Below are 17,242 nucleotides of genomic sequence, written 5' to 3'. Positions count from 1 at the left end.
GGGGCTCCTGGTCGGGCGCGGAGCGCTTGCCGTAGCCGGGGGCGGCCATGGGGGGCGCGTACGGGCGCGCGTCGGCGGTAAGGTTGGCGGCAGCCATGGGATCGTCCTACTCTCGATCTTGATGGTCAGACCCTCGCCGTGTGTTGTTGGCACCGGCGGGGGTCGTTTGCTTTGTCGTGCTTGTGGCGCACGCTACATGGCGGCGACGGACGGTGGCGATTCGATCGCGAAATGTCATCCGTCCGTGTGAGCAAGGGACTTGGGTGGGAGGGTGGGATTAAACCCACCAACCATTCCTTGGAGAAGAGGCTCGAATCTCGGCGCCCGATGCCCGACGCTCAAGCGGCGGGTGGTGCGGTGTGGGAAACGTCCAGCTGCGGTGCGGGGTACGTGAGTTGGGGGCGGCGGGCCGAGCTTCGGTATTCGGGCGTCGGGGACGGCCGTTGTCGGGGACGGCCGTGCGCGCCTATCCGTGCGATGGGCGAAGAAGGCATGTTCTGGCACTGATATGGCACTTGGCGGATATCTGCCTGATCGGCTCTTTTCATCGTGTTCGAGGGGGGTCGGCTTTTTATGCCTCAATGATCGCACCCATATGGGACTTTGCGGCTTGGGTGTGAGTGCAGGTTCGACGGCGCATTTCTTCTAGACACTCAAGTGTCTTGTGAGGTAGAACGGCATCGACATCAGGAAGCTCTCGGCGAGCCGCGCTACATCCGATGCATGGCAAGCCCGGCAGCGCGTGCGTATTTAGAAACTGGTGATTTGGTGAGGAAATCAACTCTGCTTCGTTTCGCTGTTGCTGCTGTGGCAACTCCTGCCATCGCTCTGTCAGTGGCAGCCCCGGCGTCTGCCGGCGATTACGTTCAGTGGCAGAACAAGGGAATTGCGAAGCGGGAGCTCCGGGAGCTCTGCCTGAGCCATGGCTCGGCCGACGACGTCGGTTTGGCCAGTTGCGACTCAAATGGCGTCACGCGTTGGAATGACCTCCAGCCGAGTAACAACAACCCATATCATGACTGGATTGAGCGGCCTCAGGGTACTGACATGTGCCTCACGGCGGTTATGGATAGCGTTCAGCTTTCTGCTTGCTATGGCAGTGACGCATACCAGCGCTGGTCTGAGGAACAGTGGAATGGTGGCTGGGTGCTCAAGAATCGGGGCTCGGGGTTGTGCCTCTCTGCCCGGCCCGATAGTGGTCGTCCGCGTGACCGCCTTCCCGTGTTGGAGCGGTGCGATGGCCAAGAGAATATGTTTTGGAGATAACTGACTGCTGGGATTGCCTTGGTTACGAAGGAAGCCAAGCAGCCCGGAGGTACCACGAAGCGCCGCCGCAACTCGTTCGAGTAGCGGCGGCGCTGAAGTTGGTTACGCGTGCTCGTCTCGGTGGTTCGCTAAGGGGCAATTGGCCTCCGAGTGGCCTCAACGCTGGTACATAGCCCTGTTGTTGGGAAACCTGTACCTTTAGGCAACCGTGAACCCATTGCCTCTTATCTCGGCCACGAAGGCGCACCACACGCCTGCAGAGAAGAGCAGTGCAGAGTGCTGAGGGGCTTTGCTGTCACGCACTGGGACGGCGCCGGAGGCTGCGCACTCGGGGCCCCATTCGAGGCAATTGCCGCCGTTCCCTTCGCTGTAACTGGACTTCACCCATATCTCGTTGGGGAAGCCGTGGGTGGTGCTCATGGGCGTACGCCTCCATTACGTGCCGGATGAGGGTCAGAGAGTCGGCGAGCGACAAGGCGTTGGCGCGCAGCCGCTCGTAGGCTGCGCGCGCCTCTGTCACTGCCTCTGCTGAATCGTCTACCTGCCCCCGTTGGTATGTCTCCTCATACAGGACATCCGTTCCATCCTGTCGAGTCAGCACGATAAACGGCACCCCTCGTGACGCGGTGCCCGCACTGAAAGGGAATACCTGGACGGTGATGTGTGGAGACTCGGACGCAGCCAGCAGGTGCCGAAGTTGCCTCCGCATGACGCCTGCGCTGCCCACGCTGGACCATAGGACTGCTTCGTACAGGATCACCCACAGTGATGGCGGATTGGCTCCTTCGAAGAGTTCGCGTCGCTGCAACCGGCCTTCCACGCGTGCTTTGATCTCAACTGCCGTCTCGGATGGATGAGCCGCGCGGAAGACAGCTTCCGCGTACTCCGGCGTTTGCAGTATGCCCATGACGCGCATGGTGGAGTAGTCACAGATCGCCACTGCCTCACGCTCAAGCTGGAGGTACGGGATGAACCACGCCGGATTACCGGCGTCGGCCGCCCGCTGGCGCATGCGCGCATAGACGCCCGGCGTGCCGAATACCCGGTCGCACTGCTCGGCGAACTGAGCGCTCGCCAACTGCTGCCCCTTCTCCACCTTGCTCACATACGGCTGCTGGCAGCACAGCTTGTCGGCAAGCACGGCTTGCGTCCAACCGTGCGCCTCGCGGGCGTACTCGATCTCTTGGCCGAACGCCTCAGCCGGTGACGCCAGTTCTTCGCTCATGCGTGCAACTCCCGGTATTCCAAAGGAGTTTGGAATGCAAAATGGTCTGGTCAAGCGTACTCGGACGGTACGAACCTGGGTCTCAAGGCTGATGCCCGCCCACGGCGGGCGGGACACGCGGAGGCTCGAACGCATGACAGGGCAGTGGGAAGCCGTGCCTGAGACGGCGCGGATGACGTTGCGGGTATCACGGGACGGTGGGCGTACTTGGGGGCCGACCCACTACGTGGGGGCCACCAAAAAGGTTGAGGATGACCCGTTTCGCTTCCCGCCGTGCGGGTGTGAACAGTGCGCCGGGCATCGGCGTCGCGGTCGTGCCGTGCGTACGCCGGCCGTCCTGCCCGGAGGGCGCTCATGAGGATGCCCCCGCCCATGTGGTCGCTGAAGCCCCTGGTGCCCCTACCGCACACGAGCGGTCCGCTCACCAATCCACCGGCTGACTCCCCGCTCGCCATCGGAGGCGACGAAGACAACAGCCAGGACGAGACGGGTGACGGTGGCGACGGTCAGGAGGGCAACCCGCCTGCCGGGTGGGGTGACAACTTCACCCGCTGACCGAGCGATCCGGGCGGCCCTGCTCTGGAACACTGGAGCGGGGTCGTACCTGTTTGAGGAGGCCAATGGGCAGGAGCATGACGGGTGTTGGGCGCGTGACGATTTTCCCACTGCTCCAAATCTGGCCTGACACGTATGGCGTGATCGGGTACGCAACCACGGGGAATTTCGGGGACACGGCCGTCGTCGGATACGTCCCTTTTCCGGAAGTGCCGGATGTCCCCATGATGGACGTGGCGGCACGACACGCGGTGGGCCAGTCCCGCACCGCGCATACGGACTGGGTGCTGTGTACGGCATGGAGCGCCCGGGCGGTACCCAAGCCCGGCACTCTGGATCTTCGCGAGGCCGCGTGGTCGCTGGATGTCGACAGCAGCAGCGCACCGGCCTCAACGCTGTACGGGCACAACCACTTGAAGGTCGGCCGCTTCGCACTGGAAGACCCTGAGCTGATGAACAAAGCGCGTCAACTGCTGAATGGCCACGTTCGGATCTCCGAGCCTGGTCTGTGACCGCATAGACCCGCCGGGTCAGTGTGCCGTGCCGGTGGTGACGAAGTCCCGGATGAGGGCTGCGGTCCTCTCCGGCTCCTCGAACATGGGGGTGTGGCCGACGCCGTCGAGCCGCTCGATTCTGGCCCTGGGAACCGCCGCATAGCCTTCGTAGGAGGCCGGCAGCCACCGCTTGTCCCTGGTGCCGTAGATCGCCATGACCGGCAGGCCGAGACCGGACAGCCGTTCCGGCATGGTGCGTTCCCCCAGGTAGACCGAGGATGCCCGGTCCGTCGAGGTGAAGCTGCGGTAGGTCATGCCGCGCACGTCGGCGATGAGCTGGTCCGGGATCTTGACCGGGCGGGTGAAGGCGCTGGCCAGCCCGTCCCGTATGGCCGAGTTGCGCAGCCGCCAGAGCAACTGGCCGATGACAGGCACACGGAGGAGATGGCCGGTGGTGCTGTCGGCGAGGAAGGCATCGTTGCGGGGGCCCGTGTCGATGAGGGTCAGGGAGCGCACCAGGTCGCGCCGTTGCTCGGCGAGCGAGGTGGCGACCATACCGCCCAGGGAATGGCCGACCACGGCCGCGTGGCCGATGCCGAGCCGGTCGAGGACGGCGCCGATGCGGCGCGCCTGCTCCGGGACGCCGTAGCCGCTCGCCGGTTTCGCCGAGCCGCCGTGTCCGAGGAGGTCGATCCGGACGACGTGGTAGACGCCCAGCATCGGCATGACGGGATCCCACCAGTGGGTGGACCCGGCGGTGCCATGGATGAGGACCAGCGCGGGCGCGGACGGCGGGCCGCCCTCGACGATGTGGACGTCCCCGCCGTCGAGCCGGACGATGCGGTCGCCGACGGCCTGCCTGGTTTGCGTGGAGACCAGCACCGCGTTCGCCGCGAGCAGTGCGACCAGGACGGTCAGGACTGCGAGAGTGATCCTGACCGTCCTGCGGCGCCGGTTCCTGGGGCGTGCGGACGGCGGCGCGGCCCCGTTCTCCCCTGGAGGAAGCGCTTCCAGGTGGGCATCGGGGGTGGATTGCTCTGGTGAGGGGTTGCCGGGCGTGGTGGTGGGGTCGTGACTGCGCATGGCCCCACGCTCGTGTGCCTCATGGATGCGGGTCTTGGACGAATGTTCCGAGGCTCGCCCATGCGATGTCGTCCACTGCCAACCATGGCTCGTCGGCCACGGTCGCCGGAGTCGCTCCCGTGAACATCCGGACGTCCCGATGGAGGTGGGACTGGTCGGCGTAGCCGCCTTCCGCGGCGACCAGGGCCGGGCTTTCGCCCGCGGCCAGTCGGTGGGCGGCATGGTCGAAGCGGACCAGCCTCGTGGCGCGTTTGGGGGGAAGGCCGATCTGCGACCGGAACCGGGACCACAGGCGTTTGCGGCTCCATCCGATCTCGACCGCCAGTTCGTCGACCCGGACCCGGCCGCGGCCGGCGACGATCCGGTCCCAGGCCCAGGCCACTTCCGGGTCCGCGGGCGGCCCCGTCTCGCACCGACGGGCGAGCCACGCGTCCGTCATCGCGAAGCGGTCCTCCCACGAGGGGGCCTCGCCCAGCCGTTCCCGCATCCGTGTCGCGTCCCGGCCCCACAGGTCGTCCAGCGCGATCACGGTGCCGTCCAGCTCCGCTGGGGAGGCACCCAGCACGGCGTGTGCGATCACCGGGGACAGACGCACCTGCACGCACTGGATGTTCTCGCCACGAACACGAACCGCGCCCGGCAGGAACCCGGCGGCGAGACTTCCCCGCTGCTGGTCGGCAGCGCCCTCGACGACCAGTGGGCCGTCGCCGAACTCAACAACCAACGTGATGGCCGGGTGCGGGACCACCCGCTGGTCAACCGAGCCGGGGCCACGATCGCGGAACCCGGCCATGCTGATGCCTGCCACCCGACTGGGCCGCGACGGCAGCGCGACATCCCACACAACCGCAGCGTTACGCCCGTCCACGGTGGATCGCATCGCTCCATGCTAGGGCTGTTGACGGCACGATCGCCGAGTTGTGTGTTCAGGCTGGGCCGGTGGGTAGTCGTCCGCCCCAGCGGGTGCTTGACCACATAGGACACGGTCTTACTCTTCGTGTTCACGCGCCGCCCCGGTGCGGACGATGCGGGGCATTCGATGCGCACCGGGGCGACTGCCGCGAGTGCGGCGCACCGTCCGGTGCGCGCGGTGCGGTGCATCGCCCGCACCGTGTGCGTGCCGGGGCGCCTCAGTCATGCACTGAAGAGCCGACGCCGGGACGGGAGGGCGGCGGTGAAGGCCGTCATCATGTGATCTCGACGCGCACGTGGGCGCGGTCACCGTGCGCCAAGCCGACAGCAGCGCTGTGAGCCGCATTCCACCTGCAATCTCATGCCCGGTCAGCCCCGGGCGCGGGAATGTCGGCCAGGACCGGCTGCTGCCCCGGAAAGAGGTCCGCTACGGCCAGCATCGTGATGGCGGCTTCCTGCACGAGTCGTTCCATGGACAAGGTGCCGCGTGGCGTAGCGGTGTAAGACATCAGCCGCAACTCGGCGACATACGGGCCCTGGCGCTCGTTGTCGGGTGGCACGGAGGCGAAGAGTTCGTGCCGCGGACGTGTGCGCAGTGACTCGGCAACCGCCCGGAGCTCCAGCCTGTCCGCCGCACCGGTTCGGTCCGCCTCCATGCTGCCGAGGTCCAAGGTGGCGGCGTGGATGCCGAGCTGGATGAGTGCCGCGGTGAGTGCTCTCCCGGAACGGGGGTCGATCCGCCAGGTCAGGAAGCGCTGGTTCTGCTCCTCATCGGCACCGGGCACTTTGCCGGCCATGTGGATGATCCGGTCCGCATAGACGGCAGACGCCGGCCAAGGATCCTGCAAGCCCGAACTCGCACTGTCCATCCGGGCATTGTGCATGGGTGCACGCCGTCTCACACCCATGCACCGTCGCCCATCAGACACATCTCAGATAGAGAACGTCTCCGTCTACGGCGCCGCTGTCACTGCTGCCACCGTAGACAATGGTTCCGGTGGTGATGATCTTGTACCCGTACCTCGGGTACTCGCTCCTGTAGTCGCAGTGGATGCTGGACCTCTCCGTGCGGCGTGGCGGCGGGCAAGCAAAGTTACGACCGTGGACAGCACCAGCTGGTGCCCACTGCTGCGGACCGGGCATCCAAATCCACAGTTCTGCATCAGTGGTGCATGTGTCCGGCCTGTGTGGCGTGCAGTTATCGATTCCGCCCACCCCCGTGATCACACCACCGCTGTAGTGTGGCTTCTGCGCTACCAATTCGCAGGACACCGTGTCCTGACCGCCCACTGGCCCAGCCGTGATGACAGGCTTCGGCTTCGGCGGTCGCAGGTGAGATGCTCCCGGCGACGCGTAGGCGAGCGACGTGCTGCCCGCCAGCGCCAGCGCGGCAAGCGCAGCCGCTCCCGGCCCCAGATACCTCGCTCTTCTGCTTTTACGGATCACGTCATTCTCCCTTTCCGGGACGCGAGTCAATCTGACTGACCATCAGACTACGAGTGAGGCAGCACCCACAACACCCGATCCGAGCCCTCGCTCTAGGTTGGCGGAATCCCTGCCATGCTCCTGCGCTCCACGTGCTGGTAGCCGGAGGAAAGCCCCCGGACTGGCACGACTTCAAGCAAGCACGCGAAGAGTTCGTGAAGTCGGCCGGGGACTTCCTCCGGGAGATGGCAGGAGGGAAGTAGCCTCCCCGTCCAGCCTCGTCCATGCACCCCTTCTCGAGGCGCCGGGCGGGGCTTCCCGCTGTTCAGGCGAACGCTTGCCCCCACGTATCCCGGAGGGCGTACCGTTCGAGCCGCTGGGCCCAGGGCGTGTATCGAAAGCGCGCTGTCATCCGCAAGTCAGGATGACCTTGCCGAACTTGCCCGGGCCGGCGAGCCGGGCGTAAGCATCGGCGTACCGGTCGAGGGAGAAGGCCGTGTCCACGGGGACCCGCAGGCGACCGTGGGCGAGCAGGGGAACGACCGAGGTGCGAATGAGGTTGGCGAGCAGTGCCTTCTCCGCGTGCGTGCGGCCGCGGATGGTCGTGCCGATCAGTTGGCCGCGTACCAGCATCAGGTCGAACATCCGCAGCGGGACCGTGGCGCCGGCCTGGACCCCGACGATGAGGACCTTGCCGCGGCTGCGCAGCAGGGTGACCCGTTGCAGGCAGTCCGGTCCGCCGACGAGTTCCACGATCACGTCGTACGGCCCGTGTTGGGCCTCATCGGCGGGGGTGACGACGTCGACGTGTGTGCCGTCCGGGGCGAGCGCCTTCAGCCGGTTGTGAAGCTCGGGGCGGCGCACACTCGCCACGGTGTGCGCTCCGGAGACTGCGGCAACCTGCACCATGGCCGTTCCCACGCCGCCTGCCGCACCGGTGATCAGCACACGGTCGCCCGCGCGGACTTGGGCCTGGGTGATCAGGGCGTCCCAGGCGGTGCTGAAGGCTTCCGGGAAGCCGCCGGCCTCCTGCCAGGACAGGGCATCCGGCACCGGAAGCAGAAGATCGGCAGGGACGGTGATCCGCTCGGCGTGACCGCCGCCACCGACCAGTGCCATGACCCGGTCTCCGGTGGAGATCCCGGTAACGGCGCTCCCCATGTGCTCGACTTCACCGGCAATTTCCAGGCCGGGTACGTCGGTTGGCCATCCCGGTGGTGCGGGATAGTCCCCCCGTGCCTGCTGCAGGTCAGCCGCGTTGAGACCTGCGGCGCGGACGCGGACCACCACATCTCCCGGTCCCGCCACCGGGTCCGGCCGTTGCTCCAGATGGAGATGCCCGTCGGAGTCGATCACTACAGCTCGCATGGTCGCACTCTATGTACAGGCCCTGGACTCCAGCTACGCGGCTCCATCGGCCGGCTGCGCAGGCTGCTCGCCATACCGTGATCCGGGCTCAGGACAGGCCTGGGTCGAGCGGGCCGCCGTAGGTGATGAGCTTCCGGTCGGCCACGAAGGAGAGGCTCTCGTAGAGGTCGAGCGCTCCGGTAGGGTTGGCGGTGTCCACCACCAACTCCGCACGGTCGTATCCTTGTTGCCGGGCGGCCCGCAGCGTATGCGCCAGCAGGGCGCGCGCCGCGCCCTTGCCCCGGTAGGCGGGGCGGGTGCCGAGGTGGCCCACGGTGCAGGTCCGGCGTCCGGTGGCAGCGTTATCGGCGATGTACTCGTCGGCAAGGAGGTATGCGGCCACATGGTCGTCGGCGTCAAGGAGTACGGCGGAGACGTCCGCCCGAAACGACCGTGCCCCCGTGCCCCAGGTGTGCCAGTCCGCCTCGTCGGCTTCGGTGAAGTCCCAGTGATCGCGGAACGCCTCGTTGTGCGCGAGGCGGACCGCCGCGTCCAACTCCCGGGCAAAGGGCGCCAGGCGCAGGCCATCCGGCGGGAGGGCGGCTTCCTGGGCCGGTGTGGTGCGCAGGTCACGCGACATGGTGAACCAGTACCGGCACGGCGCGAACCCGGTCCGCTCGGCCAGCGCCGCCAGGCCGGCGTTGCCGGCCGCCCCGGCGAGCAGCAGCTCGCCGGGCGCCCCGGTTCCACGCTCCGCGTGGATTGTCCGGGCCCGGGTCCGCATCCAGCCGATGACCTCCGTGCCCAGACCCTGACGCCGCCGCGCGGGAGCGACACCCCCGCTGGTCTCGAAGCGCAACACCCCTCGCACCGGTTCCGGCTCGTACACCATGGCGTACGCCACCATCCGCGCGCCCTCCCACAGGCCGACCGCGTTATGGGCCAAGTCGAGCTTGGGGTCGGCGAATTCCTCGCGGATATCGGCTGCGTCGTAGTGGATGCCCGTTTGGTCTTCGCGCTCGACCTCGTCCCGCAGGTTCACGAGGGCGGGGATGTCCGCCATACCGAGCGGTTGAAATGTCATATCCATCCGTTAAAGGGTACATTGCGGCCTTCGCGGCCTTATGTGATGCGGTGTTCCCAGCGGAGAGCCGGGCTGCCTTCGATCCGAGGCGCCGATGACCGGGCAGCCTGAAGTGCATGACTGGCGAATCGAGGAACGGGAGTACGTCCGTCAGGAGCAGCGGCGCGGTCGTCGTCACGCCTACGAGCACCTCACGCCCGCACGGACGGCGCTGGTTGTGGTCGATATGGTGCCGTTCTTCGTGGCCGGGGCGCCCTACGCGCTGGGCATCGTCACCAACATCACGCGTCTTGCGACCACTTTGCGCGCGGCCGGGGGCACGGTGGCCTGGATCCTTCCAGCGGGAACACCCGCACGCGAGGACTTCTTCGGCCCCCGCGCCGCTGAGCTGCTCGCCACTGCCGCCGGCACCGGGCCGCTGCGCGAGCGACTCTGGCCGGCCTTCCAAGTCCACGACAGCGACCTCGCCGTGGAGAAGACCGCCGCCAGCGCCTTCTTCCCGGGACGGTGTCCGCTTCCCGGGCTGCTCGAACAACGCGGCATCGACACCGTCCTGATCACCGGCACGGTGACCAACGTGTGCTGCGAGTCGTCTGCGCGTGACGCGAGCACTCTGGGCTACCGGGTCATCATGGTCGCCGACGCCAATGCCGCCCGCCGCGACGAGGACCACAACGCCACGCTCTACACGGTCTACCGCACCTTCGGCGATGTCCGGCCCACCGTCGACGTACTCGAACTCATCCACAACTCTTGACGATTGCTCCGTCAGGACCGCGTTCGGCTTCGCTGCCAGAAGCGAGGCGCTTGACCCTCACGTGGCGTCAGGCTGCATAGTCGGCGTCGTGGAGGAGCACTTGACTGTGGGACGCGTGGCCAAGTTGGCGGGCGTGAGCGTCCGCACGCTGCATCACTATGACGAGATCGGGCTTGTACGGCCGTCGGCGCGAACTGCAGCCGGGTACCGGGCCTACTCGGGCAGCGATGTGGAACGACTGCGCGAGGTACTTGCCTACCGGCGCCTGGGCTTCGGACTGCGGGAGGTCGCGGACCTGGTCGGCGACCCGTCCACCGACGCGGTCGCGCACCTGCGCCGGCTGCGCGGCCTGCTGCTGGAACGGCGCGATCACGCTGATGCCATGGTGGCGGCCATCGACAGAGAACTCGAGGCACGGGCGAGGGGAGTCAAGATGACGCCGGAGGAGCAACTGGAGATGCTCGGCGCACGGCTGTACGACGCGATCGGCGGCGCCTACACCGCAACACGCCGCACCGACCCGCGGATCGCCGCACAGATCTGGGACGCGCTCGGAGACGCGCAGGCGGTGTTGAACGTCGGGGCCGGCACCGGGCTCCTACGAGCCCTGCGACCGGGACGTGACCGCGGTGGAGCCGTCGGCGGTCATGCGGTCGCAGCGGCCTGCCGGCTCGGCGCCGTGCGTGGCCGCCGCCGCGGAGAGCCTGCCGTTCGAGGACCACTCCTTCGACGTCGCGATGGCCGTCTCCACTGTTCACCACTGGGGGGACCCGATAGCGGGGCTGCGTGAGATGCGGCGCGTGGCCCGCCGCGTGGTGGTGCTCACGTTCGACACCGACGAGCCCGGATGGCAGGACCGGTTCTGGCTTACCCGCGACTACCTGCCCGAGTTCGCCGCCGTTCTCGCAGAGTTTCCCTCGCTTGCTGGGATGGCCGACGCGATCGGCGCCCGCGCTGAGCCGGTGCCCATCCCGTGGGACTGCGCTGACGGCCTGTTCGAGGCGTACTGGCGCCGGCCAGGGGCGTATCTGGAGGATCGCGTGCGCCGTGCGATGTCGGTGTGGACGCGGGTCGGGCCGGAGGCCGAGCAGCGGGCGGTACGAAGCCTCAGCGACGACCTCGACTCCGGCCGGTGGGCCGGGCGCAACAGCGACCTCGCCGACCTCGACGCGGCAGATCTCGGCCTCCGCCTGCTCATAGCCTGAACCGCGTCGCATCCTCGGCATCGCGGTGGCTCCGGCATGCCCAGGTCGATAGCCTGCGAGCCCTGCTGGTCGGACTGTGCAAGCTTGTCCTCCGCTCCGGTGAGGCTGATTCGCAGACTTTCGATCTCGCCGAGCCGACCTTCACGCTCGGCCTCGGCGATGCGCGCATTGAGGTTGTCGCGAATGTCGTCGAGCCGTGCCCGTTGAGCCGGATTTGGTCACAGGAGTGAGCATCTGACCTCAATTTGCGCCGCGCGGATATGTGATGCAAAGGTGTGTGTTTTCCGCCTCGATGACGTGGCATAGATCACCCGACTATGGCTGTTCCGAAACGTCGGGGGTGGGTGCGGCGGGACGCTTGATCTGCTCACGGAGGATGTCGCCGTGGCCGGCGTGACGCGCGAAGTCCTCCATGATGAGCAGGTAGATAAACCGCAGGTTGACGTCGCCGAGGTCGGGGTGTGTGGTGATGTCGTCGAGGTCGAAGTCGGCGGCGATCACGCGCGAGCGCTCGCTGGCGCGCTCGAATTCGGCGATCACGTCGGCCAGGGTCTCGTTGTCGTCGACGATGAAACTGGCGTCGCCCGCCGTCGTGCCGCCATCACATTCGCTCTTGGGCAGGCTCGCCAGGACGTGCTGGAACCAGATCCGTTCGGCGACTGCGGCGTGCTTGAGCAATCCGATCGGGGTGGTCGGCGACGCAACGAGGCGGCGGCGGGCCTCTGCTTCGGACAGACCGCGCACCGTGTTGATCAGCTCGGCACGGTTGCGGTCGAGCATGCTCTCGAGCAAACGGCGTTCAGCGCCGGTGGTGATTCGTGGTATCGACCATGTCATTGTCGGCTCGATTCTGTTCGTGGGGATGGATCTGCCTGTTGTCGTGTGATCGGCGTTCTGGCGTCCTCGTCAGCCGCCACGGTTGCCTTCGCGACGGAGACCGTCGAGTGTGTTGCATCCCCTCCCGGGGGCGAGCGGCGGCAGTCGGCCCGCGGCTCCATCAGTTCGATCAGCCGCAGGCGGGCGTGTGCGAACCGCATCCAGTGCTGCCCTTGCGAAGACGCAGGTAACCGGAGAAAAGATCTCGTACGCAACTCTATCCGCCGTTCGCCGTGTTGATCCATGCGGAATCTGTGAACATGGGTCTCATGAATGAAGAAGTGATTCCGATCCTGCGTGTCGAGGATGCTGCCAAGGCGGTTGGCTGGTACGAGCGTCTTGGCTTCGTCAAAGAGTGGGAGCACCGTTTTGAGCCGGGTTTTCCCGCATTTGTGGAAGTCGCCCGTGGGCAGGTGCGGTTGTTCCTGTCGGAGCATGAAGGGGACGCCCGGCCCGATGGGTTGGTGTATCTCCGGGTCGGTGATGTGGATGCCGTCGCCGCCGAGTTCGGAGTGCCGGTGAGCGAGGCCCCCTGGGGGCGCGAGCTCGAGATCCGGGACCCCGACGGCAACCGGCTGAGGGTGGGGGAGGTGAGGGACTGAGCCGCTGATCAGCCGGGCGTTCCGGGGATCTTCGCCGACCGCAGTTGGGCGATCGCGATGCGCTGGGTCGCGGCGGGGGAGCCGCCGAGGCGGTGGGCGAGGACCCAGCGGCCGTCCGGGAGGGCGCCGGCGAACACCGAGGCATTGCGGGTGGCGCCGTTGTGCCAGGTCAGGGTCTGGGCCCGGCGCCAGGTGGGGGCCGGGTCGCCCAGTACGCGGTCCACCACCAGGCCGGTGAGGATGCGGGCGGCGGCCTTGGGGGTGGCCCACATGCCGCCCGCGGGGAGGATCGCGCCGTCCATCGTCCAGGGGGCGAGCCGCCGCCCGAACAGGCCGGTGGGGACGAGGCTTCGGGCCGCGGGAGGCCGGTGGGTGACATCGTCGGGGATGCCCAGCGGGGTGAGCACCAGTTCGCGGACGAGGTCGGGGTAGGGCTGTCCGGCCGCCGCGGTCAGGGCCGAACCGAGGATGGCATAGCCGAGGTTGGAGTACTCCTCGGTCTCGCCCGGGGGCGAGGTGGGGAGGGTGTCGAGTCGGGTGAGGAGGTCCCGGAGGGAGTCCTGGGTGAAGGGGCGGTAGGGGTCGGGGCGGGTGAGGCCGGGTGGCAGGCGGGGCAGGCCGGAGGTGTGTTCCAGCAGGTGCCGCAGGGTGATGCCGGTGCCCTTGGGGGTGGGCAGCCGGCGTTCGAGGGGGTCGTCCAGGGCGAGGGTGCCCCGGGCCGCGAGCTGCATCAGCAGGGTTCCGGTCAGGACCTTGGTGAGGGAGCCGATCTCCACAAAGGCGTCCGGGTCATGGCCATGATCGGCGTACCAGGGGGCGGGGCCGGGGCCGGCCAGGACGCAGGTCGGGGTGGGGGAGAGGGAGAACACCGTCAGTTGCCCGCCTTACCGCTCGAGGAGGGTCGCGTACCTCGTCCGGCTGAGTCCTGCGCGATGATGGTGCTCTCTTCACAACTTGGGCGCATCATCACGGATATGAGCCAGACAACCGGCCAGAAGAGATCCCCCAGAACCTTGTGCGAAGGGGTGCGCTGTACCCGCTGCATGGACCGGACCATGGTGCGGGAAATCCACCTCGCTCACGATGGAACGATCTTGCGCTACGACGACTGGATCTGCAACTGCGGTTACCGCCGGTCGAGTCGGGAGGATCCCAAGCGGGGCGGTGAGGGCGGGGAGCGGGGCGCGTCCCCGCCGACCGGTGACCGGCTGCTGCCCTCCCCCAGAGGCGCCTGATCCACTTGCCCGGAGCCGCACGGTCCGCCCGGCGGGGCTACCGCACCGCGTAGGCCTCGACCTCCCACAGCGAATAGCCGAACGGTGTCCCCCGCTTCTCGCCCTGCATCCGGACAAAGCGGGTGCCGGGGGCGTCCATCCGTACGGTTTCCACCCCGCCCTTGCCGTCCGTGACCGACGCCGCGTCGCGCCAGGTGCGGCCGTCGGGGGAGACCTGGATGCGGTAGCGGGCGGCGTAGGCGTCCTGCCAGTGCAGGACCAGGCGGCCCAGCCGGGTGGGGCGCGGGAGTTGGAGCTGCCACCAGGCGTTGTCCTCGGGCCTGGAGGACCACCGGGTTCTGGGGTCGCCGTCGACGGCCGCCGAGGCGGGGAAGTCGGTGGCCTCGTCGCCCGAGGAGGTGGCCGGTGCGCCGCGCGCCAAGTCCGGCCCGCCGGAGGGCGGATAGGCATGCACGGTCACCGTCCGCTCCACCTCGCCCAGCCGGATGGGCACGGTGAAGGTGCGGGACGCGCCGCCCGCCGGGACCGACAGCTCGATACGGACCGTGGTCACCCCGCCGCGGACGGCGGTGAGTTGGCCGGGCGCCTTGACACTGACGCCCTGCGGGGCCTGGACGGTGAGCGGCACCCGGACCGTCTCCGGCCGCTGGTTGATCATGCGGGCCTCGACCACCGCCGGGGCGCCGCCCGCCTCCGCGGTCGCCTCGTCCCGGGTGAGCTCGAAGTCGGCCGCGGCGGTGTCGGCGAACCAGGGAGTGATCTCGTGCACCGGCGGCGGAGTCGCCCCCGGGCCCCAGACCACGCGCAGAGTGTCGGCCCGGACGCCCTTGCCCGGCAACTGGGTCCAGCCGCTGTCCGAGACGGCACCGAGCGGCTGCCAGCCCCGGTCCGGGGTGTGCGCCTGCACCGTGCCACGCACCCCGGAGGCCGGGTCGGTGAGCACGGTGACCGAGGTCAGGGGATGCGCGGAGGGCAGCGGAACGGTCAGCGCGGTGCCCGGCCGGGAGCTCACCGCGGTGGCCGGGTCGCCATCGGTGGCCTCGCCCGCCGTGCGCTGTGGACGGTCCACGCCCAGCCAGCCGTTGGCGCGGGCCAGGGCCTGGGTGAGGAAGGGGGACAGCACCCCGTCGCCGACGGTCACCCGCTCCTGCCCGATCCGCCCGCGCAGCCGCAGCACCTCGAGTTCGGTGCGCCAGGCCGCCGCGCCGTCGCCGCGCGCCTGGGCGGTGAGCATGTCCACCGCCCGGCCGCCGGCCTCGCCATGGAGCGCCAACTGGTCCAGCCAGGGCTGTACTTCACCGCCTGCGAAGATGCGCTCCAGGCGCTGCGGCGCCTCGGCCATGACCCGGAAGGCGGCCCGCAGCTTGTCGGCGGCCTCGGTCAGCCTGCCGTTGTCCGTACCGGAGAGGGCCGACCAGAAGTCGTCCAGCAGGGGGCGCAGATAGGCGGATTCGGTGCCGCCGAGCATGGAGGAGGCATCGTTCCCGGCGAGTGCCCACAGGGCCTCGCGGGTGCGGTCGTCACCGCCCGCCAGGTCGTCGACGGCCGCCTGCCAGGACTCCTCGGGGCGGTAGCCGCGCGGGTTCCAGGCGTAGTCGGCCGTGGTGAACAGCGGGATGCGGGAGGCGACCGGCTGCTGTGCGGCATTGGCGAGCAGGGCCGCCGAGTCGACGGCGACACCGGGATCGCGGCCGGTGTAGGGGCCGAGGAAGATACGGTCCTGGGTGAAGTCGTTCACCGGGTAGTTGTCCATGGTGACCAGCCGGTGCGGCCCGAAGGCCGTGTGCGCCTCGGCCAGTTCACCACCGGTGATGGTCCTGGGGACGACGCCCACGCCCGTCCAGGCCACCTCCACCCGGGAGTCCAGGGCCTGGGCGAGGGCGCGCCGGAAGGCGGTGCGGCCCTCCTGGAAGTACTCGGTGGGCAGCAGGGACAGCGGGGCCGCCGCCCCGCCCTTGGCGGCCAGGTGCCCGGCGAGCGCGCCCGCGACCCTCGCCTGGGCCCTGGCCGCCGCCTTGGGGCCGGAGCCGAACTCGTCCGCGTCCGCGTCACAGTGCCACTCGGTATAGCTGACGTCCTGGAACTGGAGCTGGAAGGCCCGTACGCCCAGCGCCCACATCGCGTCGATCTTGCGCTTGAGTGCCCGCAGATCCTCCTCGGAGGAGAAGCACATCGCCTGCCCCGGCGAGACGGCCCAGGCCAGCGTCACATGGTTGCGGCGGGCCCGGTCGGCCAGCGCCCGGAAGTCGGCCCGCTGTCCGGCGGGGTAGGGGTCGCGCCAGCGGGCCTGGCGGTAGGGGTCGTCACCGGGCGCGTAGAGATAGCGGTTGAGCTTGGTGCGGCCCATGAAGTCCAGCTGCGCCAGCCGTTGCGCGCGCGACCAGGGCTGCCCGTAGAAGCCCTCGGCCAGCCCGCGCACCGCGGTGCCCGGCCAGTCACGGACCACCGCACCGGCGAACGCCCGGCCGCCGCCCTGTTCCACCGCCAACTGCCGCAGCGTCTGCGCCGCGTGGAACAGCCCGTCCGGCCCGATACCCGCCAGCGCCACGGTGGGACGGCCGTCCCGCTGCCCGGCGGCCAGCCGGTAGCCGCCGGTGGGCAGGTCGCCGGCCGCCGGGGCGCCGAGCGCCCGCAGGGCGTCCTCGCCGGCCTTCCCGCCCGCATACACGATCAGCCCGCGCGGCGGCGGGGTGCCGCCGGGCTGGGCGTCCACCACGGTCCGGGCGCCCAGCCCGCGCAGCAGGTCGCGCAGCGCGTCGAGCGCAGCGGGGTCGGTGTCCTGGTCGGCCAGCAGGGTGACCTCGTCGCCGATCCGGGCGTACTCGCCCTGGGCCCGGGCGGACTGGGGGCGCGGCCAGACCTGCGGCAGGCCGTCGGCGCTCTCCCGGTCCGGGCTGCCCGGCGAGGCGGTCATCGGGTCGCTCGGTGCGGCCAGCGCCTCCGGCGCGCCGGTGAGCAGCCCGCCGAGCAGGGCGGCGGCCAGGACGGTCACCCCGGCGCGCCGGGGGCGGGCGCCCGGAGCGGTGAACCGGCCGGCGCCCAGGGACCGGCCGGGGAGCCGCCCGCCACCACGGCTGTCATACGAGGGGTCGTTGCCCGGGAACCGCACGGCCTTCTCTCAGCCCCTCCATCTCGCGGGTGAGCGACGAGCCCATCACCAGCCGCTGGGCGTGTCA

At 68.9% G+C, this 17,242-nt stretch carries 16 protein-coding genes and 1 pseudogene; 7 read left to right on the top strand and 10 right to left on the bottom strand.

The genetic code is table 11. From position 1 onward, the window contains the following. Positions 1-723: 723 nt before the first annotated feature. On the top strand, positions 724-1,266 hold the full coding sequence (locus ABCR83_RS22425; RefSeq protein WP_462696920.1) for a hypothetical protein: 543 nt from the start codon (positions 724-726) through the stop codon (positions 1,264-1,266). A 198-nt stretch (positions 1,267-1,464) separates the two neighbouring features. On the opposite strand, the gene ABCR83_RS22420 is transcribed toward ABCR83_RS22425, so the two are convergent. Then, positions 1,465-1,650, bottom strand: a complete 186-nt coding sequence (locus ABCR83_RS22420) for a DUF397 domain-containing protein (protein ID WP_462696919.1) — start codon at positions 1,648-1,650, stop codon at positions 1,465-1,467. Then, entirely contained in the window at positions 1,562-2,491 is a 930-nt protein-coding gene (locus ABCR83_RS22415; RefSeq protein WP_462696918.1) for a helix-turn-helix domain-containing protein, read from the bottom strand. Before ABCR83_RS22415 ends, ABCR83_RS22420 begins: the two co-directional genes overlap by 89 nt. 354 nt (positions 2,492-2,845) lie before the next feature. Here ABCR83_RS22415 and ABCR83_RS22410 point away from each other — a divergent pair, with 354 nt between their 5' ends. After that, a complete protein-coding gene (locus ABCR83_RS22410) occupies positions 2,846-3,046 on the top strand; it encodes a hypothetical protein (RefSeq protein ID WP_462696917.1) in 201 nt (66 codons plus the stop codon). A 65-nt stretch (positions 3,047-3,111) separates the two neighbouring features. Then, the gene (locus tag ABCR83_RS22405) at positions 3,112-3,558 is read left to right on the top strand and encodes a hypothetical protein (protein ID WP_462696916.1); all 447 of its coding nucleotides are present in this window, start codon (positions 3,112-3,114) and stop codon (positions 3,556-3,558) included. Between the two features lie 18 nt (positions 3,559-3,576). Here ABCR83_RS22405 and ABCR83_RS22400 read toward each other — a convergent pair whose 3' ends face one another. From ABCR83_RS22400 to ABCR83_RS22380, 5 genes are all read right to left on the bottom strand, one after another. Beyond that, positions 3,577-4,623, bottom strand: a complete 1,047-nt coding sequence (locus tag ABCR83_RS22400) for an alpha/beta fold hydrolase (protein ID WP_462696915.1) — start codon at positions 4,621-4,623, stop codon at positions 3,577-3,579. 19 nt (positions 4,624-4,642) lie between these two features. Further along, a complete protein-coding gene (locus tag ABCR83_RS22395) occupies positions 4,643-5,503 on the bottom strand; it encodes an AraC family transcriptional regulator (protein WP_462696914.1) in 861 nt (286 codons plus the stop codon). A gap of 391 nt (positions 5,504-5,894) precedes the next feature. After that, positions 5,895-6,332 carry a hypothetical protein gene (locus ABCR83_RS22390; RefSeq protein ID WP_462696913.1) on the bottom strand — a complete coding sequence of 146 codons (438 nt, stop codon included), beginning with the start codon at positions 6,330-6,332 and terminating at the stop codon, positions 5,895-5,897. A 1,036-nt stretch (positions 6,333-7,368) separates the two neighbouring features. Further along, the gene (locus ABCR83_RS22385; protein WP_462696912.1) at positions 7,369-8,328 is read right to left on the bottom strand and encodes an alcohol dehydrogenase catalytic domain-containing protein; all 960 of its coding nucleotides are present in this window, start codon (positions 8,326-8,328) and stop codon (positions 7,369-7,371) included. 88 nt (positions 8,329-8,416) lie between these two features. Further along, positions 8,417-9,397, bottom strand: coding sequence for a GNAT family N-acetyltransferase (locus tag ABCR83_RS22380; RefSeq protein ID WP_462696911.1), 981 nt, complete (start codon positions 9,395-9,397; stop codon positions 8,417-8,419). Between the two features lie 106 nt (positions 9,398-9,503). On the opposite strand from ABCR83_RS22380, the gene ABCR83_RS22375 reads away from it, so the two are divergent. Both ABCR83_RS22375 and ABCR83_RS22370 read left to right on the top strand, forming a co-directional pair. Further along, positions 9,504-10,148, top strand: a complete 645-nt coding sequence (locus ABCR83_RS22375) for an isochorismatase family protein (protein WP_462696910.1) — start codon at positions 9,504-9,506, stop codon at positions 10,146-10,148. 106 nt (positions 10,149-10,254) lie between these two features. Further along, positions 10,255-11,353, top strand: a pseudogene (locus tag ABCR83_RS22370) (MerR family transcriptional regulator). Positions 11,354-11,668: 315 nt separating this feature from the next. Here ABCR83_RS22370 and ABCR83_RS22365 read toward each other — a convergent pair. Beyond that, entirely contained in the window at positions 11,669-12,133 is a 465-nt protein-coding gene (locus ABCR83_RS22365; protein ID WP_462696909.1) for a DinB family protein, read from the bottom strand. 365 nt (positions 12,134-12,498) lie between these two features. Here ABCR83_RS22365 and ABCR83_RS22360 point away from each other — a divergent pair, with 365 nt between their 5' ends. After that, positions 12,499-12,831, top strand: a complete 333-nt coding sequence (locus ABCR83_RS22360) for a glyoxalase superfamily protein (RefSeq protein ID WP_462696908.1) — start codon at positions 12,499-12,501, stop codon at positions 12,829-12,831. A gap of 8 nt (positions 12,832-12,839) precedes the next feature. Here ABCR83_RS22360 and ABCR83_RS22355 read toward each other — a convergent pair whose 3' ends face one another. Next, a complete protein-coding gene (locus ABCR83_RS22355; RefSeq protein WP_462696907.1) occupies positions 12,840-13,700 on the bottom strand; it encodes a serine hydrolase domain-containing protein in 861 nt (286 codons plus the stop codon). Between the two features lie 105 nt (positions 13,701-13,805). On the opposite strand from ABCR83_RS22355, the gene ABCR83_RS22350 reads away from it, so the two are divergent. Further along, a complete protein-coding gene (locus ABCR83_RS22350; protein ID WP_462696906.1) occupies positions 13,806-14,066 on the top strand; it encodes a hypothetical protein in 261 nt (86 codons plus the stop codon). 37 nt (positions 14,067-14,103) lie between these two features. Here ABCR83_RS22350 and ABCR83_RS22345 read toward each other — a convergent pair whose 3' ends face one another. Continuing rightward, positions 14,104-17,175 (bottom strand): beta-N-acetylglucosaminidase domain-containing protein, encoded by a 3,072-nt coding sequence (locus tag ABCR83_RS22345; protein ID WP_462696905.1) that lies wholly within the window; start codon positions 17,173-17,175, stop codon positions 14,104-14,106. Positions 17,176-17,242: the final 67 nt, after the last annotated feature.

Source organism: Streptomyces xingningensis (assembly GCF_054957865.1).
This window is presented reverse-complemented; position numbering and strand designations above follow the sequence as displayed.

What these genes read in the sequence shown, in the direction of transcription:
- ABCR83_RS22425 (WP_462696920.1), top strand. Translation starts at nt 724, where the DNA reads ATGGCAAGCCCGGCAGCGCGTGCGTATTTAGAAACTGGTGATTTGGTG.
- ABCR83_RS22415 (WP_462696918.1), bottom strand. Translation starts at nt 2,491, where the DNA reads ATGAGCGAAGAACTGGCGTCACCGGCTGAGGCGTTCGGCCAAGAGATC.
- ABCR83_RS22410 (WP_462696917.1), top strand. Translation starts at nt 2,846, where the DNA reads ATGAGGATGCCCCCGCCCATGTGGTCGCTGAAGCCCCTGGTGCCCCTA.
- ABCR83_RS22405 (WP_462696916.1), top strand. Translation starts at nt 3,112, where the DNA reads ATGGGCAGGAGCATGACGGGTGTTGGGCGCGTGACGATTTTCCCACTG.
- ABCR83_RS22400 (WP_462696915.1), bottom strand. Translation starts at nt 4,623, where the DNA reads ATGCGCAGTCACGACCCCACCACCACGCCCGGCAACCCCTCACCAGAG.
- ABCR83_RS22395 (WP_462696914.1), bottom strand. Translation starts at nt 5,503, where the DNA reads ATGCGATCCACCGTGGACGGGCGTAACGCTGCGGTTGTGTGGGATGTC.
- ABCR83_RS22390 (WP_462696913.1), bottom strand. Translation starts at nt 6,332, where the DNA reads ATGGCCGGCAAAGTGCCCGGTGCCGATGAGGAGCAGAACCAGCGCTTC.
- ABCR83_RS22385 (WP_462696912.1), bottom strand. Translation starts at nt 8,328, where the DNA reads ATGCGAGCTGTAGTGATCGACTCCGACGGGCATCTCCATCTGGAGCAA.
- ABCR83_RS22380 (WP_462696911.1), bottom strand. Translation starts at nt 9,397, where the DNA reads ATGGATATGACATTTCAACCGCTCGGTATGGCGGACATCCCCGCCCTC.
- ABCR83_RS22365 (WP_462696909.1), bottom strand. Translation starts at nt 12,133, where the DNA reads ATGCTCGACCGCAACCGTGCCGAGCTGATCAACACGGTGCGCGGTCTG.
- ABCR83_RS22360 (WP_462696908.1), top strand. Translation starts at nt 12,499, where the DNA reads ATGAATGAAGAAGTGATTCCGATCCTGCGTGTCGAGGATGCTGCCAAG.
- ABCR83_RS22350 (WP_462696906.1), top strand. Translation starts at nt 13,806, where the DNA reads ATGAGCCAGACAACCGGCCAGAAGAGATCCCCCAGAACCTTGTGCGAA.